Origin of the sequence: Escherichia sp. UTM R2, assembly GCF_048593455.1 — a bacterium.
GTDB lineage: Bacteria > Pseudomonadota > Gammaproteobacteria > Enterobacterales > Enterobacteriaceae > Escherichia > Escherichia coli.
The window spans coordinates 1,021,211-1,034,463 of the sequence record NZ_JBFWDY010000002.1 but is presented as its reverse complement, the minus strand read 5'-3'; the positions used below and the strand labels follow the sequence as shown (position 1 = coordinate 1,034,463).

The 13,253-nt window shown below is 54.8% G+C and carries 13 protein-coding genes; 7 read left to right on the top strand and 6 right to left on the bottom strand.

Annotated features, from left to right (window positions below):
• Positions 1–14 precede the first annotated feature (14 nt).
• From hycD to hycA, 4 genes are all read right to left on the bottom strand, one after another.
• On the bottom strand, positions 15–938 hold the full coding sequence (hycD, locus tag AB4H76_RS05795; RefSeq protein ID WP_000115224.1) for a formate hydrogenlyase subunit HycD: 924 nt from the start codon (positions 936–938) through the stop codon (positions 15–17).
• 2 nt (positions 939–940) lie between these two features.
• Positions 941–2,767 carry a formate hydrogenlyase subunit 3 gene (hycC, locus tag AB4H76_RS05790; protein WP_001274388.1) on the bottom strand — a complete coding sequence of 609 codons (1,827 nt, stop codon included), beginning with the start codon at positions 2,765–2,767 and terminating at the stop codon, positions 941–943.
• Positions 2,764–3,375: a formate hydrogenlyase subunit HycB gene (hycB, locus tag AB4H76_RS05785; RefSeq protein ID WP_001079186.1), complete on the bottom strand. Its 612-nt coding sequence runs from the start codon at positions 3,373–3,375 to the stop codon at positions 2,764–2,766. The genes hycC and hycB overlap by 4 nt, the downstream gene beginning before the upstream one ends.
• Before the next feature lie 124 nt (positions 3,376–3,499).
• Positions 3,500–3,961, bottom strand: coding sequence for a formate hydrogenlyase regulator HycA (hycA, locus tag AB4H76_RS05780; RefSeq protein ID WP_000158056.1), 462 nt, complete (start codon positions 3,959–3,961; stop codon positions 3,500–3,502).
• Positions 3,962–4,172: 211 nt separating this feature from the next.
• Here hycA and hypA point away from each other — a divergent pair, with 211 nt between their 5' ends.
• The 6 genes from hypA to flhA all read left to right on the top strand — a co-directional run bounded on the left by hypA (position 4,173) and on the right by flhA (position 9,942).
• Positions 4,173–4,523: a hydrogenase maturation nickel metallochaperone HypA gene (gene hypA, locus AB4H76_RS05775; RefSeq protein ID WP_001299100.1), complete on the top strand. Its 351-nt coding sequence runs from the start codon at positions 4,173–4,175 to the stop codon at positions 4,521–4,523.
• A 3-nt stretch (positions 4,524–4,526) separates the two neighbouring features.
• On the top strand, positions 4,527–5,399 hold the full coding sequence (gene hypB, locus AB4H76_RS05770; RefSeq protein ID WP_000337665.1) for a hydrogenase nickel incorporation protein HypB: 873 nt from the start codon (positions 4,527–4,529) through the stop codon (positions 5,397–5,399).
• Positions 5,390–5,662, top strand: coding sequence for a hydrogenase 3 maturation protein HypC (gene hypC, locus AB4H76_RS05765; protein ID WP_000334881.1), 273 nt, complete (start codon positions 5,390–5,392; stop codon positions 5,660–5,662). The genes hypB and hypC overlap by 10 nt, the downstream gene beginning before the upstream one ends.
• Positions 5,662–6,783 carry a hydrogenase formation protein HypD gene (gene hypD, locus AB4H76_RS05760; RefSeq protein ID WP_001212985.1) on the top strand — a complete coding sequence of 374 codons (1,122 nt, stop codon included), beginning with the start codon at positions 5,662–5,664 and terminating at the stop codon, positions 6,781–6,783. Before hypC ends, hypD begins: the two co-directional genes overlap by 1 nt.
• Positions 6,780–7,790 (top strand): hydrogenase maturation carbamoyl dehydratase HypE, encoded by a 1,011-nt coding sequence (gene hypE, locus AB4H76_RS05755; protein ID WP_001059922.1) that lies wholly within the window; start codon positions 6,780–6,782, stop codon positions 7,788–7,790. Before hypD ends, hypE begins: the two co-directional genes overlap by 4 nt.
• Before the next feature lie 73 nt (positions 7,791–7,863).
• The gene (flhA, locus tag AB4H76_RS05750) at positions 7,864–9,942 is read left to right on the top strand and encodes a formate hydrogenlyase transcriptional activator FlhA (RefSeq protein ID WP_001618802.1); all 2,079 of its coding nucleotides are present in this window, start codon (positions 7,864–7,866) and stop codon (positions 9,940–9,942) included.
• 36 nt (positions 9,943–9,978) lie between these two features.
• Here flhA and AB4H76_RS05745 read toward each other — a convergent pair whose 3' ends face one another.
• Both AB4H76_RS05745 and AB4H76_RS05740 read right to left on the bottom strand, forming a co-directional pair.
• The gene (locus tag AB4H76_RS05745; RefSeq protein WP_000015497.1) at positions 9,979–10,332 is read right to left on the bottom strand and encodes a nitrous oxide-stimulated promoter family protein; all 354 of its coding nucleotides are present in this window, start codon (positions 10,330–10,332) and stop codon (positions 9,979–9,981) included.
• Between the two features lie 31 nt (positions 10,333–10,363).
• Positions 10,364–10,543, bottom strand: a complete 180-nt coding sequence (locus AB4H76_RS05740; protein WP_000611928.1) for a hypothetical protein — start codon at positions 10,541–10,543, stop codon at positions 10,364–10,366.
• A 75-nt stretch (positions 10,544–10,618) separates the two neighbouring features.
• On the opposite strand from AB4H76_RS05740, the gene mutS reads away from it, so the two are divergent.
• Positions 10,619–13,180 (top strand): DNA mismatch repair protein MutS, encoded by a 2,562-nt coding sequence (mutS, locus tag AB4H76_RS05735; protein WP_001272907.1) that lies wholly within the window; start codon positions 10,619–10,621, stop codon positions 13,178–13,180.
• Positions 13,181–13,253: the final 73 nt, after the last annotated feature.

Here is a 13,253-nt window from a genome sequence, read left to right as displayed (position 1 = left end):
CAAACTCTCTTTAATCACGCCGCCAGCAAGGAGACGAACGCTAAAAATGCAAAGCCAAACCCAGCCCAGGTAATGCGCGGAGTAATATCAAGACGCAGACGGGCCATGCTGTTTTCGAACAGCGCGATAACCAGGACGCCGACCACCAGTTTTACGATGGCAATCACCAGCGCCAGCAGCAGTCCACCGGCGGTGAAGGTTTCCATTTGTCCCCACGGAATAAACACCCCGACGAACATCTGCAACACCACCAGCTGTTTCAGGCTGATACCCCATTTCATGACGCCAAAGCCGCTGCCGCTGTATTCAGAGAGCGGGCCTTCCTGCAGCTCCTGCTCGGCTTCCGCCAGGTCGAACGGCAGTTTGCCCATTTCGATAAAGGTGGCGAACGCACAGGCACAAAGCGCCAGTACCAGCGGGATGCTCTGGCTCAGCGGCCAGTGATAAACGGTGTCGGTGATGTTGCTGATGTTGGTGGAACCGGCAACCTGTGCGGCAACCCACAGACCAAGCAGCAGCATCGGTTCGACCAGCACGCCAAGCATCGCTTCACGGCTCGCGCCGATAGCGGTAAACGGGCTACCGGTATCCAGACCAGAAATGGCAAAGAAGAAACGCGCGATGGCAAAGAGATACAGTAAGGTGATCAAATCACCCAGTTGCGGCAGCGGAGAACCGACGGTCACCACCGGCAGCGCAGTAGCGATAGTCAGCATGACGCCCACCATCACATACGGCGTCAGGCGGAACACCCAGCCGGAGGCATCCGGGCCGACGCTCTGACGCCCCAGCAGTTTGATAATGTCGCGATACTCCTGCAACACGCCCGGCCCGCGACGGTTATGCAAGCGGGCGCGCGCCACGCGGGTTATACCGGAGAGCAGCGGCGCAACGGCAAATAACACCAGCGCCTGAATTAACGGATATAAAACACTCATTCTCAGGCTCCTCGTGAAACAATAATCACCACCAGTACCGCCAGTTCAACCAGCGCCATCCGGCGGAACAGCAACGCACTCCCCTCGCACTGCCAGCCCGGCACCAGAGACACCGGATTCAGCCATTTGCGTAGTTTCAGCACCGGCGCAAACGCCTGTTTCACCGGCATGGCAAAACCGTGAGCGGTAATCACCATTGATTTTTCGTGGTCGTAACCGCACACCCAGGCCGCACCGCGGGAACGCGATGGCAAACGATCGCCTTTGCAAATCGCCATAATGATGAATGGCAGCAGCGGGCAGGCAATCAGCAGCAACGTGATCATCGGTTGAGAAACGGTGGTGTTAGCAGGCTCCAGCGGCAGAGGTACAGCAGCAGAGAGCATCGGCAGTAGCCACGGCGCAGCAACACCGCCAATTACGCAGCAAATCGCCAGTGCCACTACGCTTACGCTCATCAGGAGCGGCGCACAGGTGGCGTTTTCGGCTTCTTTGGTACGCGGCGCGCCGAGGAACGTGACGCCATAGACTTTCGCCATACACATCACCGCCAGCGCACCGGTAATTGCCAGCCCCACAGCGAGCAGCGGCCCCAGCAGACGGGCAACAAACGCGCCACTATTGCTCAGTTTGAAAAATGATTGATAGATAACCCATTCCCCGGCAAAACCATTCAGCGGCGGCAGCGCAGCCATTGCCATCAGCCCGACTAACATGGCGATGGAGATAACCGGCATTTTCTTGCCAATACCACCGAGTTTTTCGATATCGCGATGACCGGTACGGAACCAGACGCTCCCCGCCCCGAGGAACAGTACGCTTTTGAACAGGCTATGGTTAAGCAGATGGTACAGACCACCGACCAGGCCAAGAGCAATCAGCGCCGGTTGTTCGAGCGCGATACCCGTTACGCCAGCGCCCAGCCCCAGCAGGATGATGCCGATATTTTCCAGGGTGTGGTAAGCCAGCAGGCGCTGGATGTTGTGCTCCATCAGCGCATACAGACCACCGACAAACGCGGTGATCATGCCGAGCACCAGCAGCGCGATCCCCCACCACAGCGGTGCATTACCGCCCAGCAGTGACAGGGTTAAAATGCCCAGCAGGCCAATTTTCATGACTACCGTAGAAAACAACGCGGCAGCTGGCGCAGAGGCGTTCGCATGTGCCTGCGGCACCCAGCCGTGCAGCGGAATAATCCCGGCCAGCAGGCCAAAGCCAATCACTCCGAGCAGCCAGATATCGGAACCGAGCGGCAGCTGTTGCATACGCATATCCAGCAGGCGCAGATCCAGCGTGCCGTAACGCTGCCACAGCAGCCAGCAAGCAATCGCCAGCAGCAGAGTGCCAAGACGCCCCAGCGCAAACCACAGTTTGCCCTCTTTGCTGTTGCTGGTGAGGAACACCGCGCACAGGGCCATGATTTCGGCCATTACCACGAACATGCCGAGGTTGCTGGCAATGACGGCGCAGACGGCGGCAGCCATCAACATATTGATCTGCAAGCCGTTGCACTTCACCTGCGCGTGGCGATGCCAGTCAATGTTGTAGAGGCTGACAAACAGACCGCACAGACCGAGCGTAATCAGCCAAATCGCGTTAAGCGGAGAGATTTGCACATCGTAGCTTACCAGCGACAGCGCACCGCTCACGCCAACCGCGCCAGTCAGTACAGTGAAGCCCGCGGCTGCCGTATACAGACTACCAACCGCGCCGCCAATTCCAGCTATCCAGCCACTTAACGCTTTTTGAAAAGAAAAGAGAAATGCCAGAACAGCGGCGGCGACAAACCACGCCACGCCGCTATTGATCAGGGAAATTGCGCTCATTTAGCCTCTCCACTTTGAGCCTGCTGAAACAAGGTGAGATCGCCAAAGTCCGTGTTAAAGGTCAGCTCACGCTTACGTTTGCTGACGCGGGCGATATCGGTGTTATCCACCAGATGCAGGGCTTTAGTCGGGCACATCCGCACGCAGGCCGGACCTTGTTCATCAAAGCTACAAAGGTCACATTTGACGGCGATCGCGCGAATACCTGGCACCCAGTCAAGCAATGTGCTGACACGCGCCGGAGCAGGCGGTGCCGGTGGCGCTTTCGGAGTATTGGCGTTTGCCGGAATATCCAGCGGACGGCTGCCGGAAAATTCAATTGCGCCAAACGGGCAGGCGATGCCGCACAGCTTGCAGCTTACGCACAGGCTTTCATTCAACTGCACGGCCCCATCAACGCGGGTGATGGCGTTAACCGGGCAGACCACCGCGCAGGGTGCATCTTCACAGTGGTGACAGAGCTGCGGCGCAGATTCTTTTTCATTCAGCATCACTCTCAGGCGCGGCATTGATTGCAGGCCGTGCTGGCGATGCGTCTCTGAACAGGCGGCCTCACAAGTGTGGCAGCCGATACAGAGCGTGGAGTCAGCAATTACAAAACGATTCACCAGGCATTCCTCAGGTGATTGTCATTTTTGACGAAAACATGCCGATGAAATGTCATTTTCGACACTCATCGACACGCCCATCCCCAAACAGGCGTAACGCCTGCAAAACGGGCAAAGCCTCAGCTCATGCTGCCGGGCTTTGTCCCTTTACCAGTTGGCTTAAATTCACCGGCACATTGTTTTCAATAGCGGTGTATAAGCTGTCGTAAACGCCAGCGATTTTTTCGAGATAGTGTTCCAGAACCTGTTCGCGATCGCGGATGTTGACCTTGCCATCAATCATGCCGTCAATGCTCAGTTGCGCCTGCGCAATCCGCTGTTTGTCTTCGCCATCTTTTGTTTCGACGTAATACTCGATGGTGTGGCTGTTAAAGCCATCCGCCAGGGTGACGTAAATGCGAAAATGTTCAAAAAGGACGAAACAGAGTTCTTTGTCCGGCGCGCAGCTCATGGCGTGATGCAGGCGCGCTTTCGATAACGTGATCCCCTGAACCAGCGAATTGCAGTAGATGTGCCACTGGTCCTGTAGGCGACGATGCCGCTGTGCGATGTAATCGGCTTTCTCGCTTATTTCCCAAATAGTCATTGTCAGGTTACCCGTTTAACAGAGATGCCAGCTTTAAGCATTTTTTGTGCCAACTTTTAATTTATTGTTATTAAAGAGATTTTTAAGCTAAAGATGAATTTCGTCGCCGTGTCGACGTGTCATTTCGACATCATCGACATTATTCACCGCAGGGATAATCAACACTGGCACAATTATTGCTTGTAGCTGGCAATAGTTAATGGGAGGCGATATGCACGAAATAACCCTCTGCCAACGGGCACTGGAATTGATCGAACAGCAGGCCGCAAAACACGGCGCAAAACGCGTAACTGGGGTCTGGCTCAAAATTGGCGCATTTTCTTGTGTCGAAACCAGCTCTCTTGCCTTTTGTTTTGATCTGGTTTGCCGCGGCAGCGTGGCGGAAGGTTGTAAACTGCACCTCGAAGAACAAGAGGCCGAATGCTGGTGTGAAACATGCCAACAGTATGTGACGCTACTGACCCAGCGCGTCCGCCGCTGTCCACAGTGTCATGGTGACATGCTGCAGATTGTGGCAGACGACGGTTTACAGATTCGGCGGATAGAAATAGACCAGGAGTGAGCGATGTGTACAACATGCGGTTGCGGTGAAGGCAACCTGTATATCGAGGGTGATGAACATAACCCTCATTCCGCGTTTCGTAGCGCGCCATTTGCCCCGGCGGCACGCCCGAAGATGAAAATCACCGGCATTAAAGCGCCTGAATTTACCCCCAGCCAGACTGAAGAAGGCGACCTGCATTACGGTCATGGCGAAGCGGGCACTCACGCACCGGGCATGAGCCAGCGTCGGATGCTGGAAGTCGAAATTGACGTGCTGGACAAAAATAACCGTCTGGCTGAACGCAACCGCGCGCGCTTTGCTGCCCGCAAGCAACTGGTGCTCAACCTGGTTTCCAGCCCTGGTTCCGGTAAAACCACCCTGCTGACGGAAACCCTAATGCGCCTGAAAGACAGCGTTCCGTGCGCAGTTATTGAAGGCGACCAGCAAACCGTGAACGATGCCGCACGCATTCGCGCTACCGGCACACCAGCGATTCAGGTGAACACCGGTAAAGGCTGCCATCTTGACGCACAGATGATTGCCGACGCCGCACCGCGTCTGCCACTGGACGATAACGGTATTCTGTTTATCGAAAACGTTGGCAACCTCGTATGCCCGGCCAGCTTCGATCTCGGTGAAAAACACAAAGTGGCGGTGCTTTCCGTTACCGAAGGTGAAGACAAACCGCTGAAATATCCGCATATGTTTGCCGCCGCCTCGCTGATGCTGCTCAACAAAGTTGACCTGTTGCCGTATCTCAACTTTGACGTTGAAAAGTGCATCGCCTGCGCCCGCGAAGTCAATCCAGAAATTGAAATCATCCTTATTTCCGCCACCAGCGGCGAAGGGATGGACCAGTGGCTGAACTGGCTGGAGACACAGCGATGTGCATAGGCGTTCCCGGCCAGATCCGCACCATTGACGGCAACCAGGCGAAAGTCGACGTCTGCGGCATTCAGCGCGATGTCGATTTAACGTTAGTCGGCAGCTGCGATGAAAACGGTCAGCCGCGCGTGGGCCAGTGGGTACTGGTACACGTTGGCTTTGCCATGAGCGTAATTAATGAAGCCGAAGCACGCGACACTCTCGACGCCTTACAAAACATGTTTGACGTTGAGCCGGATGTCGGCGCGCTGTTGTATGGCGAGGAAAAATAATGCGTTTTGTTGATGAATATCGCGCGCCGGAACAGGTGATGCAGTTAATTGAGCATCTGCGCGAACGTGCTTCACATCTCTCTTACACCGCCGAACGCCCTCTGCGGATTATGGAAGTGTGTGGCGGTCATACCCACGCTATCTTTAAATTCGGCCTCGACCAGTTACTGCCGGAAAACGTTGAGTTTATCCACGGTCCGGGGTGCCCGGTGTGCGTACTGCCGATGGGTAGAATCGACACCTGCGTGGAGATTGCCAGCCATCCGGAAGTCATCTTCTGTACCTTTGGCGACGCCATGCGCGTGCCGGGGAAACAGGGATCGCTGTTGCAGGCAAAAGCACGCGGTGCCGATGTGCGCATCGTTTACTCGCCGATGGATGCGTTGAAACTGGCGCAGGAGAATCCAACCCGCAAAGTGGTGTTCTTCGGCTTAGGTTTTGAAACCACTATGCCGACCACCGCTATCACTCTGCAACAGGCGAAAGCGCGTGATGTGCAGAATTTTTACTTCTTCTGCCAGCACATTACGCTTATCCCGACGTTGCGCAGTTTGCTGGAACAGCCGGATAACGGTATCGATGCGTTCCTCGCGCCGGGTCACGTCAGTATGGTTATCGGCACCGACGCCTATAATTTTATCGCCAGCGATTTTCATCGTCCGCTGGTGGTTGCTGGATTCGAACCCCTTGATCTACTACAAGGCGTGGTCATGCTGGTGCAGCAGAAAATAGCGGCCCACAGCAAGGTAGAGAATCAGTATCGTCGAGTGGTACCGGATGCCGGTAACCTGCTGGCGCAACAGGCGATTGCCGATGTGTTCTGTGTCAACGGCGACAGCGAATGGCGCGGCTTAGGCGTGATTGAATCTTCTGGCGTGCACCTGACGCCGGATTATCAACGATTCGATGCCGAAGCACATTTCCGCCCGGCACCGCAGCAGGTCTGCGATGACCCGCGCGCGCGTTGTGGTGAGGTATTAACGGGCAAATGTAAGCCGCATCAATGCCCGCTGTTTGGTAACACCTGTAATCCTCAAACCGCGTTTGGTGCGCTGATGGTTTCCTCCGAAGGAGCGTGCGCCGCGTGGTATCAGTATCGTCAGCAGGAGAGTGAAGCGTGAATAATATCCAACTCGCCCACGGTAGCGGCGGCCAGGCGATGCAGCAATTAATCAACAGCCTGTTTATGGAAGCCTTTGCCAACCCGTGGCTGGCAGAGCAGGAAGATCAGGCACGTCTTGATCTGGCGCAGCTGGTAGCGGAAGGCGACCGTCTGGCGTTCTCCACCGACAGTTACGTTATTGACCCGCTGTTCTTCCCTGGCGGTAATATCGGCAAGCTGGCGATTTGCGGCACAGCCAATGACGTTGCGGTCAGTGGCGCTATTCCGCGCTATCTCTCCTGTGGCTTTATCCTCGAAGAAGGATTGCCGATGGAGACACTGAAAGCCGTAGTGACCAGCATGGCAGAAACCGCCCGCGCGGCAGGCATTGCCATCGTTACTGGCGATACTAAAGTGGTGCAGCGCGGCGCGGTAGATAAACTGTTTATCAACACCGCTGGCATGGGCGCAATTCCGGCGAATATTCACTGGGGCGCACAGACGCTAACCGCAGGCGATGTATTGCTGGTGAGCGGTACACTCGGCGACCACGGGGCGACTATCCTTAACCTGCGTGAGCAGCTGGGGCTGGATGGCGAACTGGTCAGCGACTGCGCGGTGCTGACGCCGCTTATTCAGACGCTGCGTGACATTCCCGGCGTGAAAGCGCTGCGTGATGCCACCCGTGGTGGTGTAAACGCGGTGGTTCATGAGTTCGCGGCAGCCTGCGGTTGTGGTATTGAACTTTCAGAAGCGGCACTGCCTGTTAAACCTGCCGTGCGTGGCGTTTGCGAATTGCTGGGACTGGACGCCCTGAACTTTGCCAACGAAGGCAAACTAGTAATAGCTGTTGAACGCAACGCGGCAGAGCAAGTGCTGGCAGCGTTACATTCCCATCCACTGGGGAAAGACGCGGCGCTGATTGGTGAAGTGGTGGAACGTAAAGGTGTTCGTCTTGCCGGTCTGTATGGCGTGAAACGAACCCTCGATTTACCACACGCCGAACCGCTTCCGCGTATATGCTAATAAAATTCTAAATCTCCTATAGTTAGTCAATGACCTTTTGCACCGCTTTGCGGTGCTTTCCTGGAAGAACAAAATGTCATATACACCGATGAGTGATCTCGGACAACAAGGGTTGTTCGACATCACTCGGACACTATTGCAGCAGCCCGATCTGGCCTCGCTGTGTGAGGCTCTTTCGCAACTGGTAAAGCGTTCTGCGCTCGCCGACAACGCGGCTATTGTGTTGTGGCAAGCGCAGACTCAACGTGCGTCTTATTACGCGTCGCGTGAAAAAGACACCCCCATTAAATATGAAGACGAAACTGTTCTGGCACACGGTCCGGTACGCAGCATTTTGTCGCGCCCTGATACGCTGCATTGCAGTTACGAAGAATTTTGTGAAACCTGGCCGCAGCTGGACGCAGGTGGGCTATACCCAAAATTTGGTCACTATTGCCTGATGCCACTGGCGGCGGAAGGGCATATTTTTGGTGGCTGTGAATTTATTCGTTATGACGATCGCCCCTGGAGCGAAAAAGAGTTCAATCGTCTGCAAACATTTACGCAGATCGTTTCTGTCGTCACCGAACAAATCCAGAGCCGCGTCGTTAACAATGTCGACTATGAGTTGTTATGCCGGGAACGCGATAACTTCCGCATCCTGGTCGCCATCACCAACGCGGTGCTTTCCCGCCTGGATATGGACGAACTGGTCAGCGAAGTCGCCAAAGAAATCCATTACTATTTCGACATTGACGATATCAGTATCGTCTTACGCAGCCACCGTAAAAACAAACTCAACATCTACTCCACTCACTATCTTGATAAACAGCATCCCGCCCACGAACAGAGCGAAGTCGATGAAGCCGGAACCCTCACCGAACGCGTGTTCAAAAGTAAAGAGATGCTGCTGATCAATCTCCACGAGCGGGACGATTTAGCCCCCTATGAACGCATGTTGTTCGACACCTGGGGCAACCAGATTCAAACCTTGTGCCTGTTACCGCTGATGTCTGGCGACACCATGCTGGGCGTGCTGAAACTGGCGCAATGCGAAGAGAAAGTGTTTACCACTACCAATCTGAATTTACTGCGCCAGATTGCCGAACGTGTGGCAATCGCTGTCGATAACGCCCTCGCCTATCAGGAAATCCATCGTCTGAAAGAACGGCTGGTTGATGAAAACCTCGCCCTGACCGAGCAGCTCAACAATGTTGATAGTGAATTTGGCGAGATTATTGGCCGCAGCGAAGCCATGTACAGCGTGCTTAAACAAGTTGAAATGGTGGCGCAAAGTGACAGTACCGTGCTGATCCTCGGTGAAACTGGCACGGGTAAAGAGCTGATTGCCCGTGCGATCCATAATCTCAGTGGGCGTAATAATCGCCGCATGGTCAAAATGAACTGCGCGGCGATGCCTGCCGGATTGCTGGAAAGCGATCTGTTTGGTCATGAGCGTGGGGCTTTTACCGGTGCCAGCGCCCAGCGTATCGGTCGTTTTGAACTGGCGGATAAAAGCTCCCTGTTCCTCGACGAAGTGGGCGATATGCCACTGGAGTTACAGCCGAAGTTGCTGCGTGTATTGCAGGAACAGGAGTTTGAACGTCTCGGCAGCAACAAAATCATTCAGACGGACGTGCGTCTAATCGCCGCGACTAACCGCGATCTGAAAAAAATGGTCGCCGACCGTGAGTTCCGTAGCGATCTCTATTACCGCCTGAACGTATTCCCGATTCACCTGCCGCCACTACGCGAGCGTCCGGAAGATATTCCGCTGCTGGCGAAAGCCTTTACCTTCAAAATTGCCCGTCGTCTGGGGCGCAATATCGACAGCATTCCTGCCGAGACGCTGCGCACCTTGAGCAACATGGAGTGGCCGGGTAACGTACGCGAACTGGAAAACGTCATTGAGCGCGCGGTATTGCTAACACGCGGTAACGTGCTGCAGCTGTCATTGCCAGATATTGTTTTACCGGAACCTGAAACGCCGCCTGCCGCAACGGTTGTCGCCCAGGAGGGCGAAGATGAATATCAGTTGATTGTGCGCGTGCTGAAAGAAACCAACGGCGTGGTTGCCGGGCCTAAAGGCGCTGCGCAACGTCTGGGGCTGAAACGCACGACCCTGCTGTCACGGATGAAGCGGCTGGGAATTGATAAATCGGCATTGATTTAACTGCAAATTGCCGGACAGATCTGCCTGTCCGGCATACTATTCATGAGGTTTTTTCGGACGATATTTTTCCGGCAGTTCTGGCACCGGACGCTTGTCATCGATGAGATGACGCACGGTTAAGATCGGATGACGCCACAGCATTCTCGGCCCGGCCCAACGCATAATCTGTTTCATCTCTTCACGCTTTGCAGGCTGGTAACAGTGCACCGGACACTGCTTACAGGCTGGTTTCTCTTCGCCGAACACACATTTATCCAGCCGCTTTTGCGCGTAAACAAACAACGCCTCGTAATGCTCCGGCTCCGCTGACGCCTGCGGGCATTTCGCTTGATAAAGATCGATCATTTTTTTAATCGTCAGTTTTTCACGAGAGATACGCTTGCCGGACATGCTGCCTCCACCTCATTAAGATGTATTTATATTACATCTTAATCTTAAAGGGCACTATGACTCTAAAGAAGAAGGGTTCGCCAACCGACGCAATTTTGCGTACTTGCTTCATAAGCATCACGCAAAAGCTGCAAAACAGCATCTTTCCCGGAACCAGCATCAAGAACTCGCCGTTCGCTTCTTCCCCTGAAATGATTAACTCCGGTATCATGTGCGCCTTATGTGATTACAACGAAAATAAAAACCATCACACCCCATTTAATATCAGGGAACCGGACATAACCCCATGAGTGCAATAGAAAATTTCGACGCCCATACGCCCATGATGCAGCAGTATCTCAAGCTGAAAGCCCAGCATCCCGAGATCCTGCTGTTTTACCGGATGGGTGATTTTTATGAACTGTTTTATGACGACGCAAAACGCGCGTCGCAACTGCTGGATATCTCACTGACCAAACGCGGCGCTTCAGCGGGAGAGCCGATCCCGATGGCGGGGATCCCCTACCATGCGGTGGAAAACTACCTCGCCAAACTGGTGAATCAGGGCGAGTCCGTTGCCATCTGCGAACAAATTGGCGATCCGGCGACCAGCAAAGGTCCGGTTGAGCGCAAAGTTGTGCGTATCGTTACGCCAGGCACCATCAGCGATGAAGCCCTGTTGCAGGAGCGTCAGGACAACCTGCTGGCGGCTATCTGGCAGGACAGCAAAGGTTTCGGCTACGCGACGCTGGATATCAGTTCCGGGCGTTTTCGCCTGAGCGAACCGGCTGACCGGGAAACGATGGCGGCAGAACTGCAACGCACTAATCCTGCGGAACTGCTGTATGCAGAAGATTTTGCTGAAATGTCGTTAATTGAAGGCCGTCGCGGCCTGCGCCGTCGCCCGCTGTGGGAGTTTGAAATCGACACCGCGCGCCAGCAGTTGAATCTGCAATTTGGGACCCGCGATCTGGTCGGTTTTGGCGTCGAGAACGCGCCGCGCGGACTTTGTGCTGCCGGTTGTCTGTTGCAGTATGCGAAAGATACCCAACGTACGACTCTGCCGCATATTCGTTCCATCACCATGGAACGTGAGCAGGACAGCATCATTATGGATGCCGCGACGCGTCGTAATCTGGAAATCACCCAGAACCTGGCGGGTGGTGCGGAAAATACGCTGGCTTCTGTGCTCGACTGCACCGTCACGCCGATGGGCAGCCGTATGCTGAAACGCTGGCTGCATATGCCAGTGCGCGATACCCGCGTGTTGCTTGAGCGCCAGCAAACTATTGGCGCATTGCAGGATTTCACCGCCGGGCTACAGCCGGTACTGCGTCAGGTCGGCGACCTGGAACGTATTCTGGCACGTCTGGCTTTACGAACTGCTCGCCCACGCGATCTGGCCCGTATGCGCCACGCTTTCCAGCAACTGCCGGAGTTGCGTGCGCAGTTAGAAACTGTCGATAGTGCACCGGTACAGGCGCTACGTGAGAAGATGGGCGAGTTTGCCGAGCTGCGCGATCTGCTGGAGCGAGCAATCATCGACACACCGCCGGTGCTGGTACGCGACGGTGGTGTTATCGCATCGGGCTATAACGAAGAGCTGGATGAGTGGCGCGCGCTGGCTGACGGCGCGACCGATTATCTGGAGCGTCTGGAAGTCCGCGAGCGTGAACGTACCGGCCTGGACACGCTGAAAGTTGGCTTTAATGCGGTGCACGGCTACTACATTCAAATCAGCCGTGGGCAAAGCCATCTGGCACCCATCAACTACATGCGTCGCCAGACGCTGAAAAACGCCGAGCGCTACATCATTCCAGAGCTAAAAGAGTACGAAGATAAAGTTCTCACCTCAAAAGGCAAAGCACTGGCACTGGAAAAACAGCTTTATGAAGAGCTGTTCGACCTGCTGTTGCCGCATCTGGAAGCGTTGCAACAGAGCGCGAGCGCGCTGGCGGAACTCGACGTGCTGGTTAACCTGGCGGAACGGGCCTATACCCTGAACTACACCTGCCCGACCTTCATTGATAAACCGGGCATTCGCATTACCGAAGGTCGCCATCCGGTAGTTGAACAAGTACTGAATGAGCCATTTATCGCTAACCCGCTGAATCTGTCGCCGCAGCGCCGTATGTTGATCATCACCGGTCCGAACATGGGCGGTAAAAGTACCTATATGCGCCAGACCGCGTTGATTGCGCTGATGGCCTATATCGGCAGCTACGTACCGGCGCAAAAAGTCGAGATTGGCCCGATTGACCGTATCTTTACCCGCGTAGGCGCGGCAGATGACCTGGCTTCCGGGCGCTCAACCTTTATGGTGGAGATGACTGAAACCGCCAATATTTTACATAACGCCACCGAGTACAGTCTGGTGCTGATGGATGAGATTGGGCGCGGAACTTCCACTTACGATGGTCTGTCGCTGGCGTGGGCGTGCGCGGAAAATCTGGCGAATAAGATTAAAGCGTTGACGCTGTTTGCCACCCACTATTTCGAGCTGACACAGTTACCGGAGAAAATGGAAGGCGTCGCCAACGTGCATCTCGATGCACTGGAGCACGGCGACACCATTGCCTTTATGCACAGCGTGCAGGATGGCGCGGCGAGCAAAAGCTACGGCCTGGCGGTTGCAGCTCTGGCCGGCGTGCCAAAAGAGGTTATTAAGCGCGCACGGCAAAAACTGCGTGAGCTGGAAAGCATTTCGCCGAACGCCGCCGCTACGCAAGTGGATGGTACGCAAATGTCTTTGCTGTCCGTACCGGAAGAAACCTCGCCTGCGGTCGAGGCACTGGAAAACCTCGATCCGGATTCACTCACCCCGCGTCAGGCGCTGGAGTGGATTTATCGCCTGAAGAGTCTGGTGTAATAATAATTCCCGATAGTCTTTTGCTATCGGGAATATTAACGATAACTGACGAATCAAATAAAAATACCCTGTA

What these genes read in the sequence shown, in the direction of transcription:
- hycD (WP_000115224.1), bottom strand. Translation starts at nt 938, where the DNA reads ATGAGTGTTTTATATCCGTTAATTCAGGCGCTGGTGTTATTTGCCGTT.
- hycC (WP_001274388.1), bottom strand. Translation starts at nt 2,767, where the DNA reads ATGAGCGCAATTTCCCTGATCAATAGCGGCGTGGCGTGGTTTGTCGCC.
- hycA (WP_000158056.1), bottom strand. Translation starts at nt 3,961, where the DNA reads ATGACTATTTGGGAAATAAGCGAGAAAGCCGATTACATCGCACAGCGG.
- hypA (WP_001299100.1), top strand. Translation starts at nt 4,173, where the DNA reads ATGCACGAAATAACCCTCTGCCAACGGGCACTGGAATTGATCGAACAG.
- hypB (WP_000337665.1), top strand. Translation starts at nt 4,527, where the DNA reads ATGTGTACAACATGCGGTTGCGGTGAAGGCAACCTGTATATCGAGGGT.
- hypC (WP_000334881.1), top strand. Translation starts at nt 5,390, where the DNA reads ATGTGCATAGGCGTTCCCGGCCAGATCCGCACCATTGACGGCAACCAG.
- hypD (WP_001212985.1), top strand. Translation starts at nt 5,662, where the DNA reads ATGCGTTTTGTTGATGAATATCGCGCGCCGGAACAGGTGATGCAGTTA.
- flhA (WP_001618802.1), top strand. Translation starts at nt 7,864, where the DNA reads ATGTCATATACACCGATGAGTGATCTCGGACAACAAGGGTTGTTCGAC.
- AB4H76_RS05745 (WP_000015497.1), bottom strand. Translation starts at nt 10,332, where the DNA reads ATGTCCGGCAAGCGTATCTCTCGTGAAAAACTGACGATTAAAAAAATG.
- AB4H76_RS05740 (WP_000611928.1), bottom strand. Translation starts at nt 10,543, where the DNA reads ATGATACCGGAGTTAATCATTTCAGGGGAAGAAGCGAACGGCGAGTTC.
- mutS (WP_001272907.1), top strand. Translation starts at nt 10,619, where the DNA reads ATGAGTGCAATAGAAAATTTCGACGCCCATACGCCCATGATGCAGCAG.